The organism is Lysobacter capsici, assembly GCF_014779555.2.
GTDB lineage: Bacteria > Pseudomonadota > Gammaproteobacteria > Xanthomonadales > Xanthomonadaceae > Lysobacter > Lysobacter capsici.
In genome coordinates, this window is sequence record NZ_CP094357.1 from 3,438,973 (window position 1) to 3,464,244 (window position 25,272).

Annotated in this window: 20 protein-coding genes; 6 read left to right on the plus strand and 14 right to left on the minus strand. The window is 68.0% G+C overall.

From position 1 onward, the window contains the following. The first annotated feature begins 112 nt into the window (after nucleotides 1–112). A complete protein-coding gene (locus tag IEQ11_RS13835) occupies nucleotides 113–790 on the plus strand; it encodes a DUF6445 family protein (protein ID WP_096418407.1) in 678 nt (225 codons plus the stop codon). Nucleotides 791–877: 87 nt separating this feature from the next. On the opposite strand, the gene IEQ11_RS13840 is transcribed toward IEQ11_RS13835, so the two are convergent. Continuing rightward, entirely contained in the window at nucleotides 878–1,813 is a 936-nt protein-coding gene (locus IEQ11_RS13840) for an isopenicillin N synthase family dioxygenase (protein WP_036108566.1), read from the minus strand. Between the two features lie 280 nt (nucleotides 1,814–2,093). On the opposite strand from IEQ11_RS13840, the gene IEQ11_RS13845 reads away from it, so the two are divergent. Continuing rightward, complete coding sequence (locus IEQ11_RS13845; protein ID WP_191821847.1) at nucleotides 2,094–3,953, plus strand: DUF3413 domain-containing protein; 1,860 nt, start codon at nucleotides 2,094–2,096, stop codon at nucleotides 3,951–3,953. Between the two features lie 341 nt (nucleotides 3,954–4,294). Here IEQ11_RS13845 and glmM read toward each other — a convergent pair whose 3' ends face one another. The 11 genes from glmM to prmB form a co-directional block, all read right to left on the minus strand. Further along, nucleotides 4,295–5,635, minus strand: a complete 1,341-nt coding sequence (gene glmM / locus IEQ11_RS13850; protein ID WP_191821846.1) for a phosphoglucosamine mutase — start codon at nucleotides 5,633–5,635, stop codon at nucleotides 4,295–4,297. Nucleotides 5,636–5,924: 289 nt separating this feature from the next. Beyond that, nucleotides 5,925–6,812, minus strand: a complete 888-nt coding sequence (gene accD / locus IEQ11_RS13855; protein ID WP_036115846.1) for an acetyl-CoA carboxylase, carboxyltransferase subunit beta — start codon at nucleotides 6,810–6,812, stop codon at nucleotides 5,925–5,927. 133 nt (nucleotides 6,813–6,945) lie between these two features. Next, on the minus strand, nucleotides 6,946–7,758 hold the full coding sequence (trpA, locus tag IEQ11_RS13860; protein ID WP_191821845.1) for a tryptophan synthase subunit alpha: 813 nt from the start codon (nucleotides 7,756–7,758) through the stop codon (nucleotides 6,946–6,948). A gap of 196 nt (nucleotides 7,759–7,954) precedes the next feature. Then, nucleotides 7,955–9,181, minus strand: coding sequence for a tryptophan synthase subunit beta (gene trpB / locus IEQ11_RS13865; protein WP_036115852.1), 1,227 nt, complete (start codon nucleotides 9,179–9,181; stop codon nucleotides 7,955–7,957). A gap of 846 nt (nucleotides 9,182–10,027) precedes the next feature. Beyond that, the gene (locus IEQ11_RS13870; RefSeq protein WP_046656801.1) at nucleotides 10,028–10,690 is read right to left on the minus strand and encodes a phosphoribosylanthranilate isomerase; all 663 of its coding nucleotides are present in this window, start codon (nucleotides 10,688–10,690) and stop codon (nucleotides 10,028–10,030) included. Beyond that, on the minus strand, nucleotides 10,687–11,529 hold the full coding sequence (truA, locus tag IEQ11_RS13875) for a tRNA pseudouridine(38-40) synthase TruA (protein ID WP_046656802.1): 843 nt from the start codon (nucleotides 11,527–11,529) through the stop codon (nucleotides 10,687–10,689). Before truA ends, IEQ11_RS13870 begins: the two co-directional genes overlap by 4 nt. A 37-nt stretch (nucleotides 11,530–11,566) precedes the next feature. Continuing rightward, nucleotides 11,567–13,627, minus strand: coding sequence for a motility hub landmark protein FimV (locus IEQ11_RS13880; protein ID WP_191821844.1), 2,061 nt, complete (start codon nucleotides 13,625–13,627; stop codon nucleotides 11,567–11,569). A 295-nt stretch (nucleotides 13,628–13,922) separates the two neighbouring features. Beyond that, entirely contained in the window at nucleotides 13,923–14,945 is a 1,023-nt protein-coding gene (locus IEQ11_RS13885; RefSeq protein WP_036108573.1) for an aspartate-semialdehyde dehydrogenase, read from the minus strand. Between the two features lie 136 nt (nucleotides 14,946–15,081). After that, nucleotides 15,082–16,074 carry a 2-hydroxyacid dehydrogenase gene (locus tag IEQ11_RS13890; RefSeq protein ID WP_191821843.1) on the minus strand — a complete coding sequence of 331 codons (993 nt, stop codon included), beginning with the start codon at nucleotides 16,072–16,074 and terminating at the stop codon, nucleotides 15,082–15,084. After that, complete coding sequence (gene aroC, locus IEQ11_RS13895) at nucleotides 16,067–17,182, minus strand: chorismate synthase (protein ID WP_036108576.1); 1,116 nt, start codon at nucleotides 17,180–17,182, stop codon at nucleotides 16,067–16,069. The genes IEQ11_RS13890 and aroC overlap by 8 nt, the downstream gene beginning before the upstream one ends. A gap of 671 nt (nucleotides 17,183–17,853) precedes the next feature. After that, entirely contained in the window at nucleotides 17,854–18,783 is a 930-nt protein-coding gene (gene prmB / locus IEQ11_RS13900) for a 50S ribosomal protein L3 N(5)-glutamine methyltransferase (RefSeq protein ID WP_191821842.1), read from the minus strand. 332 nt (nucleotides 18,784–19,115) lie between these two features. Here prmB and IEQ11_RS13905 point away from each other — a divergent pair, with 332 nt between their 5' ends. From IEQ11_RS13905 to IEQ11_RS13920, 4 genes are all read left to right on the plus strand, one after another. Beyond that, nucleotides 19,116–19,760 (plus strand): SCO family protein, encoded by a 645-nt coding sequence (locus IEQ11_RS13905; protein WP_191821841.1) that lies wholly within the window; start codon nucleotides 19,116–19,118, stop codon nucleotides 19,758–19,760. After that, nucleotides 19,757–20,605: an archaetidylserine decarboxylase gene (gene asd, locus IEQ11_RS13910; RefSeq protein WP_191821840.1), complete on the plus strand. Its 849-nt coding sequence runs from the start codon at nucleotides 19,757–19,759 to the stop codon at nucleotides 20,603–20,605. Before IEQ11_RS13905 ends, asd begins: the two co-directional genes overlap by 4 nt. Nucleotides 20,606–20,636: 31 nt before the next feature. Continuing rightward, a complete protein-coding gene (locus IEQ11_RS13915; RefSeq protein WP_191821839.1) occupies nucleotides 20,637–21,704 on the plus strand; it encodes a hypothetical protein in 1,068 nt (355 codons plus the stop codon). A 506-nt stretch (nucleotides 21,705–22,210) separates the two neighbouring features. After that, a complete protein-coding gene (locus IEQ11_RS13920) occupies nucleotides 22,211–24,283 on the plus strand; it encodes a putative bifunctional diguanylate cyclase/phosphodiesterase (protein ID WP_228464627.1) in 2,073 nt (690 codons plus the stop codon). Nucleotides 24,284–24,350: 67 nt separating this feature from the next. On the opposite strand, the gene IEQ11_RS13925 is transcribed toward IEQ11_RS13920, so the two are convergent. Together IEQ11_RS13925 and IEQ11_RS13930 are read right to left on the minus strand one after the other, a co-directional pair. Beyond that, nucleotides 24,351–25,034, minus strand: a complete 684-nt coding sequence (locus IEQ11_RS13925; RefSeq protein WP_191821837.1) for a lysoplasmalogenase — start codon at nucleotides 25,032–25,034, stop codon at nucleotides 24,351–24,353. Further along, nucleotides 25,031–25,195 carry a hypothetical protein gene (locus IEQ11_RS13930; protein WP_160309479.1) on the minus strand — a complete coding sequence of 55 codons (165 nt, stop codon included), beginning with the start codon at nucleotides 25,193–25,195 and terminating at the stop codon, nucleotides 25,031–25,033. The genes IEQ11_RS13925 and IEQ11_RS13930 overlap by 4 nt, the downstream gene beginning before the upstream one ends. Between the last annotated feature and the right edge of the window lie 77 nt (nucleotides 25,196–25,272).

Below are 25,272 nucleotides of genomic sequence, written 5' to 3' on the forward strand. Positions count from 1 at the left end.
ACGCCCGAGGCCGAGGTTACGTACAAAGGATGCGGCGCTACGTCGCAATATCGGTGCAAATAGAATGCCGCCGTGGCGAGCGGCGGCAGGCGGCGTGGTTAGAGTGGGCACCATGAAACCGATCCCGCCCCGCCCGCTGCTGCCGATCCTGCCGTATCGCAAGCCGACACCGGGCCGCGACTACTGGGTCGTCGACGATGTCCTGCCCGACCCCGACGGCGTGCGCGCCCGTTTCCTGGCCAAGACCGACTGGAGCCAGGGCTACCCGTACAAACCCGAAAGCTGGCCCGGGCAGCGCGCCATGCCCGGCCTGAGCGAGGAGGAACTGGCGATCGTCGAGACCCGGGTGCGCGAGGCGCTCGGCGCCACCCGCCTGTGGGTCGGCGCCGCGCCGGACGGGCAGACCCTCAATCACAACTGCGTGCAGGTGGTCGGCATCGACGAATGCGAACCGCGCCCGCATACCGACTCACGCACGATGTGCCGCTACGCCGCGGTGCTGTACCTGAACCCTTCGGTGCCGGATCACTGCGGCACCGGTTTCTATCGCCAGCGTCTGGGCAACGGCCAGCGCGGCGGCAATACCGTGTCGCCGCCGCACGCCAATCTGGTCGAAGCCCTGGGCACCCGGTTCGTCGCGCCCGACGCCTTCGTCGAGGACGTGGTGGTCCCGCACCGCTACAACCGCCTGCTGCTGTACCGCGCCAACCTGATCCACAGCGCCAGCGGCTACTGGGGCCGGACCCTGGACACCATGCGCATGGCCGCGGTGTTCTTCTGGATGGTCTGAGCCGGGCGCGTGCGGTTTCGCACGAGGCCCGACAAGACGAAGCCGGCGCAAGGCCGGCTTCGCGACGAACGCAAGCGCTGCGGACGCTTACTTCAGCTTGATCTCGCGCAGGCGTTCTTCCAGATAACCCTGAGCGGTGATCGGCTCGGGATAGCGGCTGGGGTTGTCGGCGCTGATCGTCGAGGGCAGCACGTCGATCAGGAAATCCGGATTCGGGTGCAGGAAGAACGGGGTCGAATAGCGCGGCTGGCGCGCCTTCTCGCCGGGCGGGTTGACCACGCGGTGGGTGGTCGACGGGTACACGTGGTTGGTCAGGCGCTGCAGCATGTCGCCGATGTTGACCACGATGGTGTCGGCGTCGGCGGTGAACGGCACCCACTCGCCCTTGCGCGATTTCACTTCCAGGCCGGCGGCGCTGGCGCCGACCAGCAGGGTGATCAGGTTGATGTCCTCGTGCGCGCCGGCGCGCTCGTTGGGGATGTCGTCGGCGGTGATCGGCGGGTAGTGGATCGGGCGCAGGATCGAATTGCCGAAATCGGTCTTGTCGGCGAAATAGGTCTGCGGCAGGCCGATGTGCAGGGCCAGCGCGCTGAGCACGCGCGAACCCAACTGGTCCAGGGTGGTGTACAGGCCGTAGGCCTGCTCGCGGAACTCGGGGATCTCGTCGGGCCACAGGTTGGCCGGCATCTCGGCGGCGTACTTGGAGTCGCGCGGGATCTCGCGGCCGACGTGCCAGAACTCCTTGAGGTCGAAGTGCTTGGCGCCCTTGGCGGTCTCGACCCCGAACGGGGTGTAGCCGCGCGCGCCGCCGCCGCCGGGCACGTGGTACTTGCGCTTGACCTCCTCGGGCAGGGCGAAGAAGCGCTTGAACACGTCGTAGGACTGATCGATCTGCTCGGCCGGGATGCCGTGGCCGTTGATGCCGGCGAAGCCCCATTCGCGGTAGGCCGCGCCGAGTTCGGCGACGAACGCCTCGCGGTCGGTGTCGAAGCGGCGAATGTCCAGGGTGGGAATCTGACTCACGTGGGATGTCCTGTTGGTGTCTCGTCCGAATAGGCCGCTATCTTCGCTCAAAGCCGCCATCGGCGCGCAAGCCCGCCGGTGGCACATCGAAAGCCGCCGGCGCGGTGGCCCTGGGGATGAACGAAACCGCCCCAGCCTGAACCACTTGGCACACAAGCCGTGAACAGATCGACCGGCCCGTCCAAAGGTGGTGTTTTAGCGCTGTGCGACAGGCTAAAGTCGCGCCCCCGACCCGGCGATGTCCGCCGGTTGCAGCACTGCCCGCCGAGGCCCGTACCGCATGCAAGACCCCGCCGCTCGCCCCGCCACCCCGGCACGCCGTGCCCTGGCCTGGTTGACCGGCTTCACCCTGGGCAATGCGGCGGTCGCGATCGCGATCGCCGCCTCGAACATTCCCTTCGCCCACCTGGCCGCGCACTGGAAGGCGGCGTTCTTCCTGACCCTGGCCCTGCCCGGCCACTTCGTGTTCTTCGGGGCCCTGCTCGGCCTGATCCCGTCGCTGCTGGGCCGCCTGAGCCGGCGCGCGAGCTGGATGACGGTCGCCGCGGTCGTGTTGCAGACGGCTTGGCTATGTCTGTTGGTCGCCGACGCCAAGGTGTTCGCGCTGTACCGCTTCCACCTCAACGCGATGGTCGCCAACATGGTGTTCGGCGGCGCGATGCAGGACCAGGTGGTGTTTTCCGGCACGGTCTGGGGCCTGATCGCGCTGGCGATCGCCACCGTGCTGGCCCTGGAAATCGCCGCGGCCTGGCTGTGCTGGCGCTGGATCGAGCGGCGCCCGGGCGCGGTCAAGATCCTGCGGGCCTGGTGGGTCGCGCTCGCGGTGATGCTGTTCGGCCAGGCCATGATCGCCTACTACGATGCGCGCGGCGATCGCGCGGTGTTGTCGCAACTGCCGTACATCCCGTGGGCGCAGCCGATCACGCTGAAGGATTCGCTGCACCGCTTCGGGGTCAAGAACAACCCCAACTCCGCCCTGCCCGTGCTCGGCTCGGGCCTGCTGGCGTATCCGCGCAAGCCGCTGGACTGCGAGGCCGCGCCCAAGCTCAACGTGGTGGTGATCCTGCTCGAATCGCTGCGCCACGACGCGCTCGATCCGACCGTCATGCCCAACACCTGGCGTTACGCCCAGCAATCGCAGTGGTTCGACGACCACTACAGCACCGGCAACGCGACCCGCTTCGGCCTGTTCGGCCTGCTGTACGGCCTGCCCGGCGGTTACTGGCACCCGATGCTGGCCGAACAGCGCGGCTCGGCCTTCATCGGCCAGATGAAGAAAGACGGCTACGCGATGCACATCTACGGCAGCGCGCCGCTGTACAACCCCGAGTTCGACCGCACCGTGTTCTCGGAGGTGCGCAATCACGTCGTCAACGGCCCGCGCGAACGCCACAGCGCCGAGCGCGACCGCGCGATCATCGACCGCCTGCGCGGCGACCTCGCCGCGACCCGGCCCGACCAGCGCTTCTTCGGCTTCGTGTTCCTGGACTCGCCGCACCAGCCCTACTACATGCCCAAGGGCTACCCGCCGCTGTTCAAGCCGATGGCCGATTCGATCAATCCGCTGGAATTCGGCCCGGACCACGACCCGATCCCGGACTTCAACCGCTACCGCACCGCGGTGCATTACAGCGATTCGCTGATCGGCGATTTCCTGGCCAGCCTGCGGGCCAGTCCCTTCGCCGACAACACCGTGGTGCTGATCACCGGCGATCACGGCGAGGAGTTCAACGACCTCAAGCAGAACTACTGGGGCCACAACGGCAATTTTTCCGACTACCAGCTGCGCACGCCGTTCGTGCTGCACTGGCCGGGCAAGCCGCCGCGCAAATTCATCCACACCACCTCGCACCAGGATTTCGTGCCGACCGTGATGCAGCATGCCTTGGGTTGCCGCAACGATCCCAACGACTACAGCACCGGCCGCGACCTGTTCGGCCCGGCCCAGACGGCGCGTCCGCTGCTGGTCGAAAGCTGGTCGCAGCGCGGCATCCGCCAGGGCGACCGGATCTACCTGTTCGACAACTACGGCGCGGCGACGGTGGTGGATCGCAACTACCGGCCGCTGCCGGACGCGAAAGTCGACCCGGCGGCGGTGAGTCAGTCGTGGGAGATGTTGACGCGGTTTCAGCAGCGGTGAGGTTGGGTGTTTGAGGGCTTGAGGGTTTGAATCGCGCCTGTTGCGTACCCGAGTGATGGCGGCGATACGCGAACCCCATCGCCCACTTTGGAAAAGGGGGCGCGCGCCCGGCGCCGGTTCGTTTCGATGCGAACAATTGGAGCGCGGGGGATTCGCTTTTCCGCATGACGCAGTGTGCTTGGAGGAAAAGCAAATCCCCCTGCCCCCTTTTTCAAAGGGGGGGAGTGCATTCCGGTGATCTGGATGGGTTGCCAGATACATCGCTCCGTTATGAAAGGAGCGATGCATCCAGGTGCTTTAGGGGAACGCCGCTGTTCTGCCTAAACCCGCCACCGCGCAACTCAAACCGCCGCGCGCACCGCCGCCGCAAGACTGTCGAGCGTGTTCTGCATCAGCGTCGCATCGTCGGCTTCGACGGTGACGCGCACCACCGGCTCGGTGCCGGAGGGACGCAGGAAGGCGCGGCCATGGCCGGCGACGGCCGCTTCGGCTTGCTTCAGCGCGTCTTTGACCGAAGCCGCTTCGGTGGGCTTGGACGTGCCTTCGAAACGCACGTTGACGGTCTTCTGCGGTACCCGGCTCAATCCGTCCAGCGCCTGGCGCAGGGTCAGGCCGGTGCGGCCCAGCACTTCCAGCACCTGCAGCGCGCTGACGATGCCGTCGCCGGTGCTGGTGCGGTCCAGACACAGCAGATGACCGGAAGCTTCGCCGCCGAGGGTGCCGCCGTGCGCGATCAGTTGCTGGTGCACGTAGCGGTCGCCGACCTTGGCGCGCAGGAAACCGATGCCGCGTTGTTCGAACGCGCGCTCCAGGCCGTAATTGGTCATCAAGGTGCCGACCACCGGGCCCTGCAGGCGTCCGCTGCGCTGCCAGTCGGTCGCCAGCACGTACAGCAGATCGTCGCCGTCGCAGATGCGGCCTTCGCCGTCGACGAACAGCACCCGGTCGCCGTCGCCGTCGAAGGCGATGCCCAGGTCCGCGCCGGTGGCCTGCACGCGTTCGACCAGGGTCTGCGGATGGGTCGAGCCCACGCCGTCGTTGATGTTCAAGCCGTTGGGATCGATGCCGATCGCATCGACCCGTGCGCCGAGTTCGCGCAACACCAGCGGGCCGGTCTGGTAGGTCGCGCCGTTGGCGCAATCCATCGCGATGCGCATGCCGCTGAGGTCGAAACCGCGCGGCACCGAGTTCTTGCACGCTTCCAGATAACGGCCGATCGCGTCGCGGGTGCGCACGGCCTTGCCGAGGCGTTCGGACTCGACGGTGCGGAACGGTTCTTCCAGCGCGGCCTCGATCGCCAGCTCGGTTTCGTCGTCGAGCTTTTCGCCCTCGGCCGAGAAGAACTTGATGCCGTTGTCGTAATGCGGATTGTGCGAGGCCGAGATCACGATGCCGCCATCGGCGCGCAATGACCGGGTCAGGTGCGCGACCGCCGGGGTCGGCATCGGCCCCATCAGCTGCACGTCCACGCCGGCGGCGACCAGGCCGGCTTCGAGCGCGGCCTCGAACATGTAGTTCGAGATGCGCGTGTCCTTGCCGATGATGACCATCGGGTTGCGCCAGCCGCGCCGGATCAGCGCGTGGCCGTATGCGTTGCCAAGGCGCAGGACGAAATCGGCGGAAATCGCGCCTTCGCCCACGCGTCCGCGGATGCCGTCGGTACCAAAATATTTACGAGTCATGTGTTCGGTTCGGGAATGGGGAATGGGAAATCAAAGCCACGCGGCGTGGTACGGCGCGGTGCCGTCGGGGGATCGCCGCAGCCCGAGTTTGCCGCATGCCGCATGCGCTACGGTGCCGCGCAGCTGAACGACGCCGCGTAGCGCTTCCGGGTTCACAGTTCCGTAAAGCGGGAATGGAGAATCGGGAATGGAGAATCGAAAAAGCCAAAGCGCGCGCCGCGGCTTTGGCTTTGGTTTTGGTTTTTCCGATTCCCGATTCCCCACTCCCGATTCCCGTCGAAGCGGCCGCTCAGGCCGCCTCGACGTCGTCCTCGGGCTGCGGCTGCTTCATCATCATCGCCAGCAGATGGGCGAGACGATCGCGCAGTTCGCGCCGGTCGCAGATCTGGTCGACCGCGCCGTGATCGACCAGGAATTCGCTGCGCTGGAAGCCTTCGGGCAGTTTCTCGCGCACGGTCTGCTCGATCACGCGCGGGCCGGCGAAGCCGATCAGCGCTTCGGGCTCGGCCATGTTGATGTCGCCGAGCATCGCGAACGAGGCCGACACGCCGCCGGTGGTCGGATGGGTCATCACCGAGATGTACGGCAGGCCCGCCGCGCGCAGGCGGCCGAGCGCGGCCGAGGTCTTGGCCATCTGCATCAGCGAGAACAGGCTTTCCTGCATGCGCGCGCCGCCGCTGGCGGAGAAGCACACGAACGGGCTGCCGATCTGCAGCGCGGTCTCGGCGCCGAGGGTGAAGCGCTCGCCGACCACCGAGCCCATCGAGCCGCCCATGAAGGCGAAGTCGAACGAGGCGGCGACCAGCGGCCGCTGCTTGAGCGTGCCGCGCATCGCGATCAGCGCGTCGCGCTCGCCGGTGGCTTTCTGCGCGGCCTTGATCCGCTCGGAGTACTTCTTCTGGTCCTTGAACTTGAGCACGTCGACCGGGCCCAGTTCGGCGCCGATCTCGACCGTGCTGCCCGGATCGAACAGCGCGTTCAGGCGGACCCGGCCGCGGATCGGCATGTGGAAGCTGCACTTCGGGCAGACCTCGAGGTTTTCCTCGAGCTCGGGGCGATACAGCACGGCGCCGCAGCGGTCGCACTTCTCCCACAGACCCTCGGGCACGCTGCGCCGCTTGGCCGCGACCGTTTCGGTGCGGATGCCGGACGGCATGAGTTTCTTTAGCCACGACATGCGTTGGGGGTTTCCTATTCAAACGTGTTCAGGCGGTCCCGATGCTGCGGACCGGAGCGCCGCGAGCCATGCTCGCCGGCACGTGATGGGTTGAGTCTAACGCAGCCGGCCGCGGCGCCCGCCGCGCCCGCGTTCAGCCGGCGGCGCCGTCCAGGGCCTGGCGCAGCGGCGCGAGGAAGGCGCCGGCCGCCTGCGCGGCCGCCGCGGCATCGGCGGTTTCGGCCAGCACCGCGACCAGCGCGCTGCCGACCACCACGCCATCGGCCTCGCGCGCCATGGTCGCGGCGCTGGCAGCGTCCTTGATCCCGAAACCGGCCACCACCGGCACCTTGCTGCGCGCGCGGATGCGGAGCAGGCGGTCGTTGGCGGCGCCGGTGTCGAGCAGGTCTGCCGCGCCGGTCACGCCGGCGAAACTGACGTAATACAGATAGCCCTGCGCGTCGTCGCACAGCAAGGCGATGCGTTCTTCGGTGGTGGTCGGCGAGGCCAGCAGGATCAGCGCCAGTCCGGCGGCGGCGAAGGCCGCGCGCAGTTCGGCGGCTTCTTCCGGCGGCAGGTCGACCAGCAGCACGCCGTCGACGCCGGCCGCGACCGCGTCGGCGGCGAAGCGGGTCGAACCGCGGATCTCGATCGGATTCAGATAGCCCATCAGCACCACCGGCGTATCGGCGTCGCGGCCGCGGAACTCACGCACCGCTTCGAGCACCCAGCTCAATCCGGCGCCGCGCGCGATCGCGCGCTCGGAGCTGCGCTGGATGGTCGGGCCGTCGGCCATCGGATCGGAGAACGGCACCCCGAGTTCGATCACGTCGGCGCCGGCGGCGACCAGCGCGTGCATGACCGGCACGGTCGCCTCCAGCGACGGATCGCCGGCGGTGACGAACGGGATCAGGGCCTTGCGGCCGGCGGCGTGCAGGTGTTGGAACTTGGCGTCGATTCGATTCATGCGTAGGTCAAAGCTTCTGCTTTTAAGCCCCTCTCCCGCGTGCGGGAGAGGGGTTGGGGTGAGGGACCGGCGGCGGGCGTGGAGTTCGAAAATTCGAACATTGGAGCAACAATGCCGTGCGTATATCGCAGCTGCGTCGCCCTCATCTGCCCTGCGGGCATCTTCTCCCGCGAGCGGGAGAAGAAAAATCCGACGATCAGAAGTGCAAGCCTTCGCGTCCGGCGATGGTATGCACGTCCTTGTCGCCGCGACCGGACAGGTTGCACAGCACCACCTGATCCTTCGGCATCGTGCGCGCGAGCTTGATCGCCTGCGCGATCGCGTGGCTGGACTCGAGCGCGGCCAGGATGCCTTCGGTGCGCGCCAGGGTGCGGAACGCGTCCAGCGCTTCCTCGTCGGTGATGCCGAGGTACTCAGCGCGGCCGGTGTCTTTGAGGAACGCATGCTCGGGGCCGACGCCGGGGTAATCCAGGCCCGCGGAGACCGAATGGGTTTCGATGATCTGGCCGTCGTCGTCGCACAGCACATAGGTGCGGTTGCCGTGCAGCACACCCGGGCGTCCGGCGGCGAGCGAGGCGGCGTGGCGGCCGGTGTCGATGCCGTCGCCGGCCGCTTCGGCGCCGACGATGCGCACCGAGGGGTCGTTCAAGAACGCATGGAACAAACCGATGGCGTTGCTGCCGCCGCCGACGCAGGCGGTGATCGCATCGGGCAGGCGGCCGTATTCGGCCAGCATCTGCGCCCTCGCCTCGCGCCCGACCACCGCGTTGAAGTCGCGGACCATGCGCGGGTACGGATCGGGGCCGGCGACGGTGCCGATGATGTAGAAGGTGTCGCGCACGTTGGTGACCCAGTCGCGCATCGCCTCATTCAGTGCATCCTTGAGCGTCTGCGAACCGCTGGTCACCGGCACCACGGTCGCGCCGAGCAGCTTCATGCGGTAGACGTTGATCTTCTGCCGCTCGATGTCGGTCGCGCCCATGTAGACCACGCATTCCAGGCCCAGGCGCGCGGCCACGGTGGCGCTGGCGACGCCGTGCTGGCCGGCGCCGGTCTCGGCGATGATCCGGGTCTTGCCCATGCGGCTGGCCAGCAGGGCCTGACCGATGGTGTTGTTGATCTTGTGCGCGCCGGTGTGGTTGAGGTCTTCGCGCTTGAGCAGGATCCGCGCGCCGCCGACTTCGTCGCTCAATCGCTGGGCGTGGTAGATCGGGCTCGGCCGGCCGACGTAATGAGCCAGGTCGTTTTCGAATTCCTTGATGAAGGCCGGGTCGACGCGCGCGGCGTCGTAGGCCTTGGCCAGTTCCTCGATCGGCGCGATCAGGGTCTCGGCGACGAAACGCCCGCCGTAGCGGCCGAAGTGGCCGTTGGCGTCGGGATAGGCATGGAAGTCGATTGGCGGGGCGATCGGTTCGGCGGACATCGGCTGGCGTTCGTTCGGCAGACGCCACGCGGCGCGCGGCGGAACCGCCAGTTTAGGGCATCGCGACGCCGACCGTACGCATCGCGGCGTGTCGGAATGGGCTGCGCGGTTGCGCTGTGATCGGGTGGGCAGGGGCGAATTCCTACCGACGCCCCTGTTTCAGACTGGGGACGTGTCCAGAAGGACGGCGCAGCTGGCCCGACGCCGCAGCCCGCGAACTCCATCGCCCCTTTCCAAAGCGGCAATGCATTCCGGCGATCAGGGTGGTCCGCGAACTCCATCGCCCACTTTGGAAAAGGGGGCGAGCGCCCGGCGTTTGTATGTTTCGATGCAAAGAATCGGAGTGCGGGGGATTTGCTTTTATTCGCACGACGCTGGGCGCTTGAGGGCAAAAGCGAATCCCCCCTAGCCCCCCTTTTCCAAAGGGGGGAATGCATTCGGGCGATCGGGATCGTCCGCGAACTCCATCGCCCACTTTGGAAAAGGGGGCGCGCGCCCGGCGTCGGTATGTTTCGGTGCGAACAATCGGAGCGCGGGGGATTTGCTTTTATCCGCACGAAGCGGCGCGCTTGAGGGCAAAAGCGAATCCCCCCTAGCCCCCCTTTTCCAAAGGGGGGAACGCATTCCGGCGATCGGGATCGTCCGCGAACTCCATCGCCCACTTTGGAAAAGGGGGCGAGCGCCCGGCGTCGGTATGTTTCGATGCGAAGAATCGGAGCGCGGGGGATTCGCTTTTATTCGCACGACATGGCGCGCCCCGCAGGACACGGCGCGCTGGGGGCAAAAGCGAATCCCCCCTGCCCCCCTTTTCCAAAGGGGGGGAAAGCATTCATTGCGCCGCGCACCTCAATCGACGTGGCAATCGGCCTTGCGCACTTGTTCGACGAAGTGACGCATCTTGTCGCCGTCCTTCAGGCCCGGCGCGCTCTCGATGCCGCTGGACACGTCCACGCCCCAGGGCAAGGTCGCCAGGATCGCTTCGAATACGTTGTCCGGGGTGATCCCGCCGGCCAGCACGAAGGGTTTCTGCACGCCGACCGGGATGCGCTTCCAGTCGAAGGTCTTGCCGCTGCCGCCGCTGCCGCCGTGGGCATGGCTGTCGAACAGGAAGCCGGCCGCGCCCGGGTAGCGCATGTGCAGCGCCGAGGGGTGCTGGTCGGCCAGTTCGCCGCCCATCGGGATGGCTTTCAGGTATGGCACGCCGAAGCCGCGGCAGAACGCGTCGTCCTCGTTGCCGTGGAATTGCAGCAGGCTCGGCCGGACCTGGCGCACGACTTCGCGCACCTCGTCGACCGGGTTGTCGCTGAACAAGGCGACCGCGTCGACCAGCGGCGCCAGCGCCTGGCGCATGGCGCGCGCTTCCTCGGGCGCGACCCGGCGCTTGCTGCCGGCGGCGAACACGAAGCCGATCGCGTCGGCGCCGAGCTCGCAGGCCAGGCGCACGTCGCCGGGACGGGTAAAACCACAGAACTTGATGCGGGTACGGAACAGGGTACGGGGCTGGCTCAAAGGGTGACCTCGGCAGGCAACTGACACTCGACGGGGTAGCGCGGCCCGACGAACACCAAGCCCGACGAGGGCGCCGTCGGGCCGGCGACCGTGCGGTCGCGACCGGCCAGCAACTCGGCGATCCAGGTTTCAGGTTGTTCGCCGCGGCCGACCAGCAGCAAGCTTCCAACAATGTTGCGCACCATATGGTGAAGAAAGGCATTCGCCTGCACCTCCATCTCCACCACCTCGCCGTCGCGGCGCAGGGCGATGTGCTGCAGGTCACGGCGCGCATGCGGGGCCTGGCAGTGCACGGTGCGGAACGCCGAGAAGTCGTGTTCGCCCAGCAAGGCCTGGGCGGCGCGGTGCATGGCGTCGGCGTCGAGCGGGCGCCGCTCCCAGGTCAGGTATTGGCGTTGCAACGCCGGCCGCACCGGCCGGTTGAGGATGCGGTAGCGGTAGCGACGGGCGCGCGCGGAAAAACGCGCATGGAACCCGGGCGCGACCGGCACGCACCAGCGCACGCACACCGACGGCGGCAGGCGCGAGGTGGTGCCCAGCACCCAGCCGCGCGGCTCGCGTTCGACCGGGCTGTCGAAATGCACGACCTGGCAGGCCGCATGGACCCCCGAATCGGTGCGTCCGGCGCAGGTCACATCGATCGGCGCGCCGGCGACGAAGCTCAGGGCCTGCTCCAGGGTGGTCTGCACGGTCGCTTCGCCGCGCAGGTCCGGCTCGCCCGGACGCACCAGGCGCTGCCAGCCGGAGTATTCGCTGCCGTCGTATTCCACGCCCAGGGCGTAGCGCCGCACCGGTGCGGCGCCGTCGCTGGTCTGAGGCTGTTGCTGCTCTACCGCCATCGGTGGTTGCCCCGCCCGCTCGCCGCGCTGGCGCGCTTCAGCTGGACGCCTCGATCTCGCGCAGCAGGCGCGCGGCCTGCTGGCGGGCGGCGTGGTCGCCGTTGATCAGCACTTCGCCGAGCAACTGGCGGGCGCTGCTTTGATCGCCCAGGTCCAGGTAGGCGCGGGCGAGTTCGATGCGTTCCTGGCCCGGATTGGCCGGGGCCGGGCTAGCCGGAGCCTGACTGGCTTGAACCGGCGCGGCCGCAGCGGCGACGGCCGCCGCGGGCGCGACCGCCGGTTCGACCCGCGCCGGCGCCGCGCCGCTGCGCGCCGGGCTGGCGCCGACTTCGCTGGAATGCCAGGTCGGCACCTTGGACTTGGTTTGCGGCTCGGCCTTAGGCGCGGTCCAGAACGGCGCGCTGGCCGCTTCCTCGGCGACCGCCGCGGCCGGGACCGGTTCGACCGGTTCGACCGGTTTGGCCGGACTGTCGGCCGCGGGTTCGCCGAGCAATTGCGCGACCGGATCGACCAGCGGCGCGGCCGGCTCGCTGCGGCGACGCAGCGAATCGACCGGATCGGCCAGCGGCGCGGAGCGCTCGCTCGCCGCGTCGGAAGCCGGCAGCGGCGCGCGGAACGCCGGCTTCTTGGGTTCGCGCCGGCTCATCACCCAACCGCCGACCAGCAACGCCAGCACGCCCAGGCCGCCGAAGATCCACGGCAGCGGCGAACCGCCGTCGTTGCGCGCCTGCTGTTCGGCCAGGCGCTGCTGGCTCGCGGCCAGCTCGCTGTCCTTCATCGCGATCAGCTTCTGCTGCTTGCTCTGCAACTGTTCCAGATCGGCGACCTTGCTCTTGAGCTCGGCCAGTTCCTGCTCGCGCGCGGCGAGGGTCTCGGTGGTCTGCTGGATGTCCTGACGGACCATGTCGCCCTCGCCTCCGGCGCTGATGCCGGACTGTGCCCCGGCCTGGGTCGCGCGACTGGCGCCCGGCGGAACGATTTCCAAACGTGCGTCGTCGCTGCGCGCCGCGCTGGCGGCCGCCGGCGCGACCGGCGCCTTGGCGACCGCGTCGGACTCCAGGCCGATCGGCTGCGGCACCGGCGCGCTGGCCACGCCCTGGCGCCACTGCTGCACCTGGACCCGGACCAGCTCGCTGGCTTCGCGCGGATCGAGCGTGGCCAATTGATTGGTCGGCGGCAGCCGCAGCACCGCGCCCTGCCTGAGCCGGTTGATGTTGTTGCCGATGAACGCCTCGGGGTTGGCCCGCAGCAAGGCGATCATGGTCTGGTTGAGCGTGTGCGGGCCGCCCAGGCTGGCGGCGATGCCCGACAGGGTCTGGCCGCCCTGCACGGTGATGTCGCCTTCGGCGGCGACCTTCGGCGCGGCCGCGACCGGGCGCGGTTCGCGCGGCTCGCGTGGAATCTTGCCGGCGTTGGGACGCTGCGGCGCCGGTTGCACGGGCGCGGCGGGGACCGGAACCGGGTCGGCCTCGACCGCGATCGGCTCGGCCGGCAGCGGTTGCGCCCGCGGGTCGCCCGGCGCGATCACGCTGCCGGGGTCGTAGCGGTCGAGCTGGTTCTCCACCGCCAGCGGATCGGTCGCCTGCGGCTGGGCGCCGAACGGCAGCGGCGCCTCCAGCGGACGTTCGATGGTGTTGGGGTTGGCGCCGGTCGCGGCCTGGATCGGCGGCTGCATCGGCGCGGACACCGTGCGCGGCGCGTCGATCAGCGCGGAGTATTCGCGGGTCAGGCGGCCTTGGCCCCAGTCGACTTCGATCAGGAAGGTCAGCGCCGGCTGATTGACCGGCTGGGTGCTGGTGACGCGGATCACCGGCTTGCCGGCGGCGTCCAGCGCCAGGGTGAAGCGCAGGTCGGTGACGATGCCCTGCGGCGCGTCCAGGCCGATGCGGCGGAAGGTTTCCGGCGAGGCCAGGCCGGCGCGCAACTGCGCCAGTTCGTCCGGTCCGGTGGAAATCACCGGGATCTCCGCCAGCAAGGGTTGGCCCGCGCGCGACTTGACCTCGATCTGGCCCAGACCCAGCGCACAGGCCGCTCCGCTGGCCAGAGCCAGCGCCAGAGCCAGGGCGGTGCGTGCGAAACCCGATCTCACGGACGACATCTTGCGGACGATCCCCATTACCTAAAGTCAGGCGGCGACTCTAGCGGTCGGCGGGCGTAATGCGCAACGCGGAGTGAAGATTTCGTTGCGAACGCCGGGCGATCCGGGCGCCGGAACGCGGCTTTGTCGCCGCCGATCACGTTATCGAGTCGCGGCTTCATGCGGAGCATCGAAGCCCGCGCTGGCAAGGCGTCGCCATCGCGCTCATTGAATGAGTGCGCGCCGCAAACAAGATCGGGCCCCGCGGGGCCCGATCTTCAACCGCGACAACCGGCCCCGGCGGGGCCACCGGCGATCAGCGCTCGTTCCAGACCAGTTCGGCCAGTTGCACGGCGTTGGTCGCCGCGCCCTTGCGGATGTTGTCCGACACCACCCACAGCGACAGCCCGCGCGGATGCGAGATGTCCTCGCGGATGCGGCCGACGAACACCGGGTCCTGCCCGGAGGCATGGGTAACCGGGGTCGGATAGCCGCCGTTGACCGGTTCGTCGACCACCACCACGCCCGGCGCCTTTTCCAGCAGCGCGCGCGCGTCCGCGGCCGAGAGCTTGTCGCGGGTCTCGATATGCACCGCCTCGGAGTGGCCGTAGAACACCGGCACCCGCACCACGGTCGCGTTGACCCCGATGCTGTCGTCGCCGAGGATCTTGCGGGTCTCCCAGACCAGCTTCATTTCCTCGGTGGTGTAGCCGTTGTCGGTGAAATCGCCGCCGTGCGGAATCACGTTGAAGGCGATCTGCACCGGATACACCTGCGGATCGATCTGCTGGAAACTCAGCAACGCGGCGGTCTGCTTGCCGAGTTCCTCCATCGCGCGCTTGCCGGTGCCCGACACCGACTGGTAGGTCGCCACGTTGATGCGCTCGATCTTGGCCTGGCGGTGGATCGGCGCCAGCGCGACCAGCATCTGCATGGTCGAGCAGTTCGGATTGGCGATGATCCCGCGCGGGCGATTCTTGGCCGCTTCGGGATTGACCTCGCTGACCACCAGCGGGATGTCGTCGTCGTAGCGGAACGCCGAGGAGTTGTCGATCACCACCGCGCCGGCCGCGGCGAACTTGGGCGCGTATTGCTTCGACACCGAGCCGCCGGCCGAGAACAGCGCGATGTCCACGCCGGCCGGATCGAACAGCGCCAGATCCTCGACCACGATGGTTTTGCCCTCGTACTCGAGTTTCTCTCCCGCCGAGCGTTCGCTCGCCAACACATGCAGCTTGCCGATCGGAAATTTGCGCTCGGCCAGCACCTTGAGCATGGTTTCACCGACCGCGCCGGTAGCACCGACCACGGCGACATTGCAGGACGTCTTGGCGTTCATCTGTTCTCAGTTACCTGACTTGTGGGGACCGCCGGACCCATTTCCGGCGGGTGTTGCTATGGAGCGGGAATCGGGAATCGGGAGTCGTAAAAGCGCTGCGTCACTTCGCGGCATTCCGTTTCCCAATCCCGAATCCCTAATCTCGAATCCCGGCATTCAACAGCGATGGCGGCTTGCCGGCATTCGGGCCGTGGCCCAAGGCCGCGATCAGATTGTCGACCGCCAACGAAACCATCGCCCGGCGCGTGGCCAGGCTGCCGCTGGCGATATGCGGGGTCAGCACCACCCGGCGCTGCTCGAGCAGGCGCGGGTTGAGCCGGGGCTCGCCTTCGTAGACATCCAGTCCGGCCGCGGCCAAGCGCCCTTGTTCGAGCGCGTCGCACAGCGCGTTTTCGTCGACGATGCCGCCGCGCGCGATATTGGTCAGCGTCGCATGCGCCTGCATCTTCGCCAGCGCCGCGGCGTCGATCAGATGATGCGACTGCGGCGAGTACGGCAGCACCAGGATCAGATGATCGGCGCGGCCCAGCAGTTCGTCGAAGCTCACATAGCGCGCGGCGCATTCGCGCTCGACCGCCTCGGGCAGCCGGCTGCGGTTGTGATACAGCGTGCGCATGCCGAACCCGGCCGCGCGGCGCGCGATCGCCTGGCCGATCCGGCCCATGCCGAGAATGCCCAGGGTCGAACCATGCACGTCGCCGCCGAGCAGACTGTCGAAACTCCAGCGCTGCCAGTGGCCCTCGCGCAACCAGCGCTCGGCCTCGGAAATCCGCCGCGCGGTCGCCATCATCAGCGCCCAGCCGAAATCGGCGGTGGTTTCGGTCAGCACGTCGGGCGTGTTGGTGGCGAGAATGCCGGCCGCGCTCAGCGCCGGCAGGTCGAGATTGTTGTAGCCGACCCCGACGTTGGCGATCGCGCGCAGGCGGGTGGCGCCGGCGATCTGCGCCGCGCCGATCGGATCGTTGAGGGTGACCAGCGCGCCGTCGGCCTCGCGCAGCGCGGCGGCGACGGCCTCGGGCGCGTGCTGGGTCACCGCGGTCGTCGCCGACACCTCGAAATACTCGTCCAGCCGCGCGATCACATCGTCGAACAGCGGCTGCGAGACCCACACGCGCGCACGCTCAGACATCGCCGTCGAACTCCGGCGTGGCGGGAATGCGCGGGGTGATCGTGCCGACATCGCCGCACTGGGCGCGATGGCGCAGGGCCTGGTCGATCAGCACCAACGCGACCATCGCCTCGCAGATCGGCGTGGCGCGGATGCCGACGCAGGGGTCGTGGCGGCCGGTGGTGATCACCTCGACTTCGTTGCCGTGGATATCCACGCTGCGGCCCGGCAGACGCAGGCTCGAAGTCGGCTTGAACGCGGTCGAACAACGCAGTTGCTGGCCGGTGCTGATGCCGCCGAGGATGCCGCCGGCGTGATTGCTGGCGAAGCCTTGCAGGGAAATCTCGTCGCGGTGCGCGCTGCCCTTCGACGCGACCGAGGCGAAGCCGTCGCCGATCTCCACGCCCTTGACCGCGTTGATGCTCATCAGCGCCGCGGCGAGTTCGCCGTCGAGCTTGCCGTAGATCGGCTCGCCCCAGCCCGGCGGCACGTTGTCGGCGATCACGTCGACGCGCGCGCCGACCGAATCGCCGGACTTGCGCAGCGCGTCCATGTAGGTTTCCAGCTCGGCGACCTGGGCCGCATCGGGCCAGAAGAACGGATTGCTTTCCACCACCGACAAGTCGTATCCGTTCGGCACGACCTCGCCGATCTGCGACATGAAACCGCGCACGACCACGCCGAAACGCTCGGCCAGCCACTTCTTGGCGATCACGCCGGCGGCCACGCGCATGGTGGTCTCGCGCGCCGAGGAACGCCCGCCGCCGCGCGGATCGCGCAGGCCGTACTTCTGCCAATAGCTGTAGTCGGCGTGGCCGGGACGGAATTGTTCGGCGATCGAACCGTAGTCCTTGCTGCGCGCATCGGTGTTGCGGATCAGCAGCGCGATCGGGGTGCCGGTGGTACGGCCTTCGTAGACGCCGCTGAGGATTTCGATGTCGTCGGTCTCGCGCCGCGCCGAGGTGTGGCGGGTCTTGCCGGTGGCGCGGCGGTCCAGATCGTGACGGAAGTCTTCCGGCGCGATCGACAGCCCGGGCGGACAACCGTCGACCACGCACCCGATCGCCGGACCGTGGCTTTCGCCGAAGGTCGTCACGGTGAAGAGCTTTCCGAAGCTGTTGCTGGACACGACGGGGTTCCTGGTGCGTGCCGGTCGCGGCCGGCGTGTGGGGCAAGAAGAATGTTCGGTGCTGCGCGTGTGGTTTTTATGAAGTGGGTCGTGGCTTGCGTCGCGCGTATCGCTTCGATGGTATGACGCGGGGTTCGCGAGGGGAAATGAGCATTGGTGTGGGCTCGGAACCACGAGTGATGCAGTCGTGGCGGCTTGGCGTTGGCCCTCACCCCAACCCTCTCCCGCAAGCGGGAGAGGGAGCTTGAGGCGCGGCAAACCCGGATAGGCGCGTCACTACCAAGCGACGATGCACTACTCCCTCTCCCGCTTGCGGGAGAGGGCTGGGGTGAGGGGCCGAAGTCTCAAGCCATGAACACTCCCGCCAACACCCGCAAACCTTCGTCGCGAACGCACCACCGGCCCAAGCCACGATAGCCGACATGGCCGGTTTCCGCTGTAACGAAGGCCCGCGCGCATCCGCCACGGAGGGCGAACCCCGCGGGCATTCGACGGAAAAAGTCGCTTCCGGCGCTCACCCGCGTGCGACGGACCCAGCAACAGCGGGCCCGTCAACAACAGATAAGTTCCGACCGGCTCGGCGCCGGGACGCAGCGCTGGCGATCAGCGCAACGCGCGGCGCTGCGAAAGGCGTGAACCGCCTTTCGCTACCGGCCGCCGACGCGCGTGGCTCAGGCTCGCGCGTCGGCGAGCCGTTTGATGGCGTCGTGGTGTTCGACCAGATCGTGGCGCTGGGCCACGAAGATGCCCATCTGGCCGACCTTGAATTCGACCCAGTCCAGCGGCAGCTGCGGCAGCAGTTCGACCAGGGCGCGCTCGGCCTCGCCGACTTCGCAGATCAGCACGCCGTGCTCACTGAGGTGATCGGGCGCGTCGCGCAGGATCTTCAGTGCCAGGTCCAGGCCGTCGTCGCCGGCGCGCAGGCCCAGCTCGGGCTCGTGCGAATACTCGCGCGGCAGCGCGTCGGTTTCGTCGTTGGTCACGTACGGCGGGTTGGTCACGATCAGATCGAAGACCTCGCCCTGCAGGCCCTGGAACAGGTCGGACTTGCGCAGCTCGACGTTGCCGGCGTGCAGGCGTTCCTTGTTCTCGGCCGCCAGCGACAGCGCCGCGTCGTTGATGTCGGCGCCGATCACCTGCCAGTCGGGATGGTAATGCGCGGTGGCGATGGCGATGCAGCCCGAACCGGTGCACAGGTCCAGCACGCGCTCGACCTCGCCGCCGCCGAGCCAGGGCCCGAAGCCCGACTCGATCAGTTCGGCGATCGGCGAACGCGGCACCAGGGCGCGGCTGTCGCTCTTGAAGCTCAGGCCGGCGAACCAGGCCTCGCCGGTCAGGTAGGCGGCCGGGATGCGTTCGCCGATGCGGCGCTCAAACAGCGCCAGGACCGCGTCCTTCTCTTCGGTGGTGACCTTGCCCTGGCCGTAGACCGGGCTCAGGTCGTGCGGCAGGTGCAGCGCGTGCAGGACCAGTTGGGTGGCCTCGTCCAGGGCATTGTCGTAGCTGTGGCCGAAGGTCAGCCCGGCCGCGCTGAAGCGGCTGGCGCCGTAGCGGATCAGGTCGACGAGGGTCAGCGATTCGAAGGAGACGGAAGCGGGCACGGTGGGTCCAGGGCGAAACAAGGCGCGCAGTATACCGGCGGCGCGGGCGTTATCGCAGGGATTGCGCGGTTTTCGGGTGGGTTGGCTTGCGTTTGCGATGGATGCCGCAGGGCCGCGGGGCGCGAACTCGCGGCTCCTGGTTGAACCCACCCGAAGGGTTCCTCCCTTTGGAAAGGGGGACCAGAGGGGGATTCGCTTTTGGCTCGGAGCACGTCGTTTCTACGGAGCTAAAAGCGAATCCCCCCTGCCCCCCCCTTTTGCAAAGGGGGGAAAAGCACGGGCCGTTGGGGTGATCGCCGGTATCATGGCCCGGCACACACGCTGGAACCGCCATGTTCAATCGCACCACCGCCATCGTCCTCATCGCCGCGCTCGCCGCCGCGCTCGGCCTGTGGGCCTCGCAGAAGTATTTCGGCAGCGTGCGCCACGCCTCGCTGCCGCAGACCGAAGCGGTCCGCCTGATCGAACCGCGCCGCACCCTGCCCGCGTTCTCGCTGCGCCAGTCCGACGGCACCCAGCTGATCCCCGGCGAACTCAAGGGCCACTGGACCCTGGTGTTCCTCGGCTTCACCCACTGCCCCGACGTGTGCCCGACCACCCTGGCGCAGATGTCGGTCGCGCAGAAGGCCTGGGAATTGATTCCCGAAGCGACCCGGCCGCGGGTGCTGTTCGTCTCGGTCGACCCCGAGCGCGACACGCCCGACAAGATCGGCGAGTACGCCCACGGCTTCCATAAGGACACCCTGGCCGCCACCGCCGATGTCCCGGCGCTGGAGAGCTTCGCCAAGTCGCTGAGCATGGTGTTCGCCAAGGTGCCGGCGCCCGACGGCGCCCCGGCCGACCAGTACACGCTCGATCACAGCGCCAGCATGGTCGTGCTCGATCCGCAGGGCCGCATGGCCGGGCTGCTGCGTCCGCCGTTCGACCCGAACGTGATCGCCAAGGACATGGCCGTGCTGACGGAGGCCGCGCCTTGAGCCTCGTCACCACCCTGACCTACGTCCTGCCGCATCGCCTGATGTCGTCGCTCGCGCGCGCGCTGGCCTATTCCGAACGTCCCGGCGTCAGCCGCTGGCTGATCGACACGGTGACGCGCAAGTTCGGCGTCGACCTGGGCGAGGCGGCCAACTCCGATCCGCGCTCGTACCCGACCTTCAATGCCTTCTTCACCCGCGCGCTCAAGCCCGGCGCGCGCGTGCCCGATCCCGATCCGCGCGTGCTGCTGATGCCGGCCGACGGCCGCATCAGCCAGTGCGGGCCGATCCGCGACGGCGAGATCTTCCAGGCCAAGGGCCAGTCGTTCACCGCCACCGAACTGCTCGGCGGCGACGAAGCGGCGGCCGCGCCGTTCCGCGACGGCGTGTTCGCCACCGTGTACCTGTCGCCGAAGGACTACCACCGCGTGCACATGCCGTGGGCCGGCACTCTGCGCGAAACCGTGCATGTCCCGGGCCGCTTGTTCAGCGTCGGCCCCGACGCGGTGCGCAACGTGCCGCGCCTGTTCGCGCGCAACGAACGCCTGGTCTGCCATTTCGACACCGAGTTCGGGCCGATGGCGATGGTGATGGTCGGCGCGCTGCTGGTCTCGGGCGTGGAAACGGTCTGGAGCGGCGTGGAGATTCCGCGCTACGGCGACATCGTCACCACCAAGGACTATCGCGGCGAAGCCGTCACCCTGGAGCGTTTCGCCGAAATGGCCCGCTTCAACTACGGCTCGACCGTGATCGTGCTGTTGCCGCCGGGCGTGGCCGCGCTGGACCCGGGCCTGGGCGCGGAAACCGCGGTGCGCCTGGGCCAGGCGCTGGCCCGGCGCAGCGACTGAACCTTATCAACGCTTTCCTAAGGAAGGGACCATGCCATCGACCCACCGCCCGGCGCTGCGCCGGGCTTGCCTGAGCGCGACCGTCGCGCTGCTCACGTTCGCCCTGGCCGCGTGCGGCAGCAAGAGCGAAACCGAACAACTGGCCGAACTGCGCGACGGAATCGCCTACACCCAGTACCGCCGATTGTCCGAAAACGGCCTGCCCGGCGGCTTGGCCGCGTACCAGAAAGGCCTGCGGTGGACCGGCGAAAACTGGGCGTCCAAGAATCCTGTCGCCGACCTGCCCAAGGGCGATTTCAGCGAAGCCGACCTGTGCGTGGTGCATGTGCTGATGGCCTACGGCGCGCTGATCGCCAACAAGAACACCATCGCCCTGGCCGAAAGCGACATCGTCGAAGGCCAGTCGTGCAGCGCGTTCAATCGCGCCGCGGCGACCTCGCTGCGCGCGGTGGTGTTCCAGCGCGAACAATGGCCGGGACTGGCCAAGCTGGAGGGTCAGAAGGCCTGGGCGCTGCCGAAGCAGGCCGGCGAGGATCTGCCTCCGGCCGAACACATGCTGGTGCTGCACGCGGCGCTGGCGTATTTCGCCGCCAGCGAGCAGGAATGGGAACGCGCCCAGGTGCATTTCGACGCGCTCGGCCATTTGCTGGGACAGCCGTGGTTCGCGCAGATACCGCCGGTCGGCATCGCGTTCAAGGAAGGCCGCACCCGCGACGGCCTGAGCGCGCTGAAGAAACTCAGCGTCGATCCGAGCGCGCCGGCGGAAGTGCGCAAGGAACTGGTCGCGCTGATCGCGAAGGTCGAAGCCAAGGGCGGCGATGTCGACTCGGCGATCTTCATGCCGCGCCTGGTCGCGACCTTGACCTGGGAAATGATCGCCGCCGAAGGCCCGCAACTGCTGCGCACCGCGACCGGTTTCGCCGAGGAGCAGGCCGACTGGGCGGCGCTGAGCGACTCGGTCAAGGACGGCACCGGCAAGGCCAAGGCCACCGCGGCGCAATGGTGGAACAAGGCGCGCGAGGCGGTGTCCTCGCCGAACCAAACACCCGCGGACGACACCACCGATACTCCGGCCGAAACCGACGCCCGTTCCAGATAGCCGCGCGGACCCGCGCCGCGGCGACGATCGCTAGTGGATGCCGGCGCGGGCGCAGGCCGATGCAATCGCCGCAGGCGTGCGGCGTTGCATCTAGCGATTCCACATCAGCGACGGTTTGCACGGCGTAACTCGCGACCATGCCGCAACTCGCAGGCACAAGGTGCCTGGTTCGTGCCTGTCAGAAATCACGACCTCTTAAAATCGCACTTATTTTGCGCTTCGACGCAATAGAGAAACGTTCGCGCGAAGGGCATTCGCCGCCGGCCCAGCGCTGATTTAGCCGGGATTTGATCCGCTCAAGCTCTCCACGCGTCGGCAACCTGCACTGAGTTTCCAATCGCCGCGCCATCAATCACCACGCAGGCACAACCGCCGCGCGCGAACGCCCGACCCATGCACCGACGCGCTTGACCGATCCGGCCGGCCGCGTACCATCGGGCAAGCTCCGCAATGCGCGTCGATCGAACTCGAGTGCGGGCGCGCAACATACGAAGAGGCGTGGCATGTTGCAGGGGATCTACAGCGGATACCTGGTGGCGATCTCATACGTCGTCGCGGCGCTCGCCTCGTATGTCGCGCTCCAGTTGGCCGGTCGCGCGACGCATGGCGACGGCGCGGCGCGCTGGTGGTGGCGCATCGGCGGCGGTTGCGCCATGGGTTTCGGCATCTGGTCGATGCATTTCATCGGCATGCTCGCATTCCATTTGCCGATACCGCTGGGCTACGACCTGCCCAAGACCGTCTACTCGCTGATCGCGGCGTGCATCGCCTCGAATTTCGCGCTGTGGCTGGTGACGCAACGCGAACTGCCGCCGCTGCGGCATGCGCTGGGCGCCGTGCTCATGGGCGGCGGAATCGCCGCGATGCATTACACCGGCATGGCCGCGATGGAGATGAACCCCGGCATCGTCTGGAATCGATTCTGGTTCGTCTTGTCCATCGTCGTCGCCGTGGTCGCCGCCGGCACGGCGCTATGGATCGCTTTCAGGTTGCGCGGCGAAAGCCGCGACGCATGGCGCATGCGCATCGTCGCGGCGATGGTGATGGGCTTGGCCGTGACCGGCATGCACTACACCGGCATGGAGGCGGCGGGGTTCCCGGAAGGCAGCATCTGCACGGCGGCCGGGCCGAACGGCATGCCGGTGAAATGGCTGGCCACCTTGGTGACGATCGCCGCTTTCGCGATTCTCGCGATCGCGTTGATGACCGCCGTGCTCGATCGGCGCCTGCAAGAGCGCACCTCGCGGCTGAGGTTCTCGCTCGGCAAGGCCAAGGATCAACTGGTTTTCCTCGCCCTGCACGACAATCTGACCCGGCTGCCCAATCGCGTGCTGCTGGAGGACCGCATCGACGAAGCGGTACAGAAGAGCGCCCGTTCCGGCGCCCGCTTCGCTGTGATGTTTCTCGATCTGGACGGCTTCAAGGCGGTCAACGACGTGTACGGCCATCACATGGGCGACCGCCTCTTGCGCGAGGTCGCCGCGCGCCTCACCGCTGCATTGCGGGCTCAGGACACCGTGGCGCGCATCGGCGGCGATGAGTTCGTCGTAGTGATGGAACTGGGCGAGCCGGCCGACGCGGCGATCGTGGCCGGGAAACTCATCGGCGTCATGAGCGCGGACTTCCACATCGACGGCACGCACATCCGCGTGTCGGGCAGCCTTGGCATCGCGATCCACCCGCAAGACGGCGCGGATGGGCGCGAACTGCTCACCAACGCCGACGCGGCGATGTACCACGCCAAGGAACACGGCCGCAACGGCTTCAGATTCTTCGAGCCGTCGATGAACGAAGGCGTGCGCGAGCAGCTGAGCCTGATGCAGGATTTGCGCCATGCGATGGAGCGCAACGAATTCGCATTGCACTACCAGCCCAAATACGGCGCGCCGAACGGCCCGCTGATCGGCGCCGAAGCGCTGCTTCGCTGGTATCACCCGACCCGCGGCATCGTGCCGCCGGAGCATTTCATCGTGCTGGCCGAGAAAAGCGGCACCCTCGTCAAGCTCGATGCCTGGGTGCTCAACGAGGCCTGCCGCCAACTGCGCGTCTGGCACGATGCCGGATTGGTCCTGGCCGGGATCTCGGTCAACCTGTCGCCGGCGCAATTCGAATCGACCGAACTGTTCGATCTGGTGCGCGATGTCCTGGCGCGGCACCGGCTGGAACCCGGCGCGCTGACCCTGGAAGTGACCGAATCGACCGCGATGAAAGATCCCGAGTCGAGCCTGGTGATCCTGCGGCGCCTGAGCGATCTGGGAGTGCGGATATCGATCGACGACTTCGGCACCGGCTATTCCAGCCTGCTTTACCTCAAGCGCCTGCCCGCGCGCGAACTCAAGATCGATCGCGGCTTCATCCGCGACTTGAGCCAAGGCACCGAAGACGCGGCGATCGTGTCGGCCATCGTCGAACTGGGGCGGATGCTCGATCTCAAGATCATCGCCGAAGGCGTGGAAACCACCGCGCAGGCCGGGTTGCTGGCCGACCTGGGCTGCGACTCGCTGCAGGGATATCTGTTCAGCCATCCCTTGCCGCCGGACGATTTCATGGCGCTGGTCGCTCGCGAAGCGGTGCATTGAGCCACGATGCGCACAGGTTTAACCCGGAAGAGCGTCTTCGCGGCTTGAGCGCGGCCGCGATGGCCTGTCAGGTTCGTCGCTGGCCCGACTGCCGCACGGACGAGCCGATCAACAGCTGGGCGATCCAGTAGGTCGCCAGCACCACCGCCGATGCCGCGCCGAACGGCGCGGCGAAGCGGTCGATCGCAAGCGTCGCGTCGGATGCGACGAAGAACGCGCCGCCCAGCGCCGCGAGCGCGGTCGACTGCGAGCGCCCGCATCGCCATACCACCGCCGCCTGCGCCGCCATCGCCGCGAGCACCGTCACGTAAACGATCACCGGGATGCGCAAGTCGCCCGGCAGATGCGCCCACAGCACGCTCAGCACCGCGCCGGCCAGCAGCGCATAGGCCAGATACGGCCAGCCCCGCGCGAACAGGCGCGCACGCCGCGTCAGCCCGAGCAGATAGGCGATGTGCGCGCACAGGAACGAGCCCAGGCCGAACACGAACCAGTCGCCGGGCAGCATCAGGAACACGTCGCCGCAGGTCGACAGCAGCAGGCCGATCACGATCGCGCGGCGATACGCGGGCTCGGCCGCGCCGCCGTGGCGCCAGACCATGGCCACGATCAGCAGCGTGGTCAGCGGTTTGAACAAATAATGCAGCCACGGCGAGGCGTAGGCGCCGACGATCGCGAGCACGGCCGCAACGGCCACCGTCGCCAGCCATGCGCGCGGCACGGTCACGGCATCGTCGATCGGCTGATTCATGCGCCTGCATCCTGGGTGATCGCGACGGGTCCGCGTACCGGCGTCGCGCCGGCTCCGGTATCGGGGCCGATACCGGCTTCGTCGATTATGGCGGCGATGCGTTCGCGCAAACGTGCTTCGCTCTTCAGCGTCGAAGCGAGGCCCGAGTTATCGGCACCCAAGACTCCGTCGCCGCGACGACGGAGCCTTCTTCATCGGGTCCATGTGCGTGCATGCGTCAGGCCACCGCCCCGCGCGC

Coding starts and splice junctions, on each gene's coding strand:
- IEQ11_RS13835 (WP_096418407.1), top strand. CDS start 113: ATGAAACCGATCCCGCCCCGCCCGCTGCTGCCGATCCTGCCGTATCGC.
- IEQ11_RS13845 (WP_191821847.1), top strand. CDS start 2,094: ATGCAAGACCCCGCCGCTCGCCCCGCCACCCCGGCACGCCGTGCCCTG.
- glmM (WP_191821846.1), bottom strand. CDS start 5,635: ATGACTCGTAAATATTTTGGTACCGACGGCATCCGCGGACGCGTGGGC.
- accD (WP_036115846.1), bottom strand. CDS start 6,812: ATGTCGTGGCTAAAGAAACTCATGCCGTCCGGCATCCGCACCGAAACG.
- trpA (WP_191821845.1), bottom strand. CDS start 7,758: ATGAATCGAATCGACGCCAAGTTCCAACACCTGCACGCCGCCGGCCGC.
- trpB (WP_036115852.1), bottom strand. CDS start 9,181: ATGTCCGCCGAACCGATCGCCCCGCCAATCGACTTCCATGCCTATCCC.
- truA (WP_046656802.1), bottom strand. CDS start 11,529: ATGGCGGTAGAGCAGCAACAGCCTCAGACCAGCGACGGCGCCGCACCG.
- IEQ11_RS13880 (WP_191821844.1), bottom strand. CDS start 13,627: ATGTCGTCCGTGAGATCGGGTTTCGCACGCACCGCCCTGGCTCTGGCG.
- IEQ11_RS13885 (WP_036108573.1), bottom strand. CDS start 14,945: ATGAACGCCAAGACGTCCTGCAATGTCGCCGTGGTCGGTGCTACCGGC.
- IEQ11_RS13890 (WP_191821843.1), bottom strand. CDS start 16,074: ATGTCTGAGCGTGCGCGCGTGTGGGTCTCGCAGCCGCTGTTCGACGAT.
- IEQ11_RS13905 (WP_191821841.1), top strand. CDS start 19,116: ATGTTCAATCGCACCACCGCCATCGTCCTCATCGCCGCGCTCGCCGCC.
- IEQ11_RS13915 (WP_191821839.1), top strand. CDS start 20,637: ATGCCATCGACCCACCGCCCGGCGCTGCGCCGGGCTTGCCTGAGCGCG.
- IEQ11_RS13925 (WP_191821837.1), bottom strand. CDS start 25,034: ATGAATCAGCCGATCGACGATGCCGTGACCGTGCCGCGCGCATGGCTG.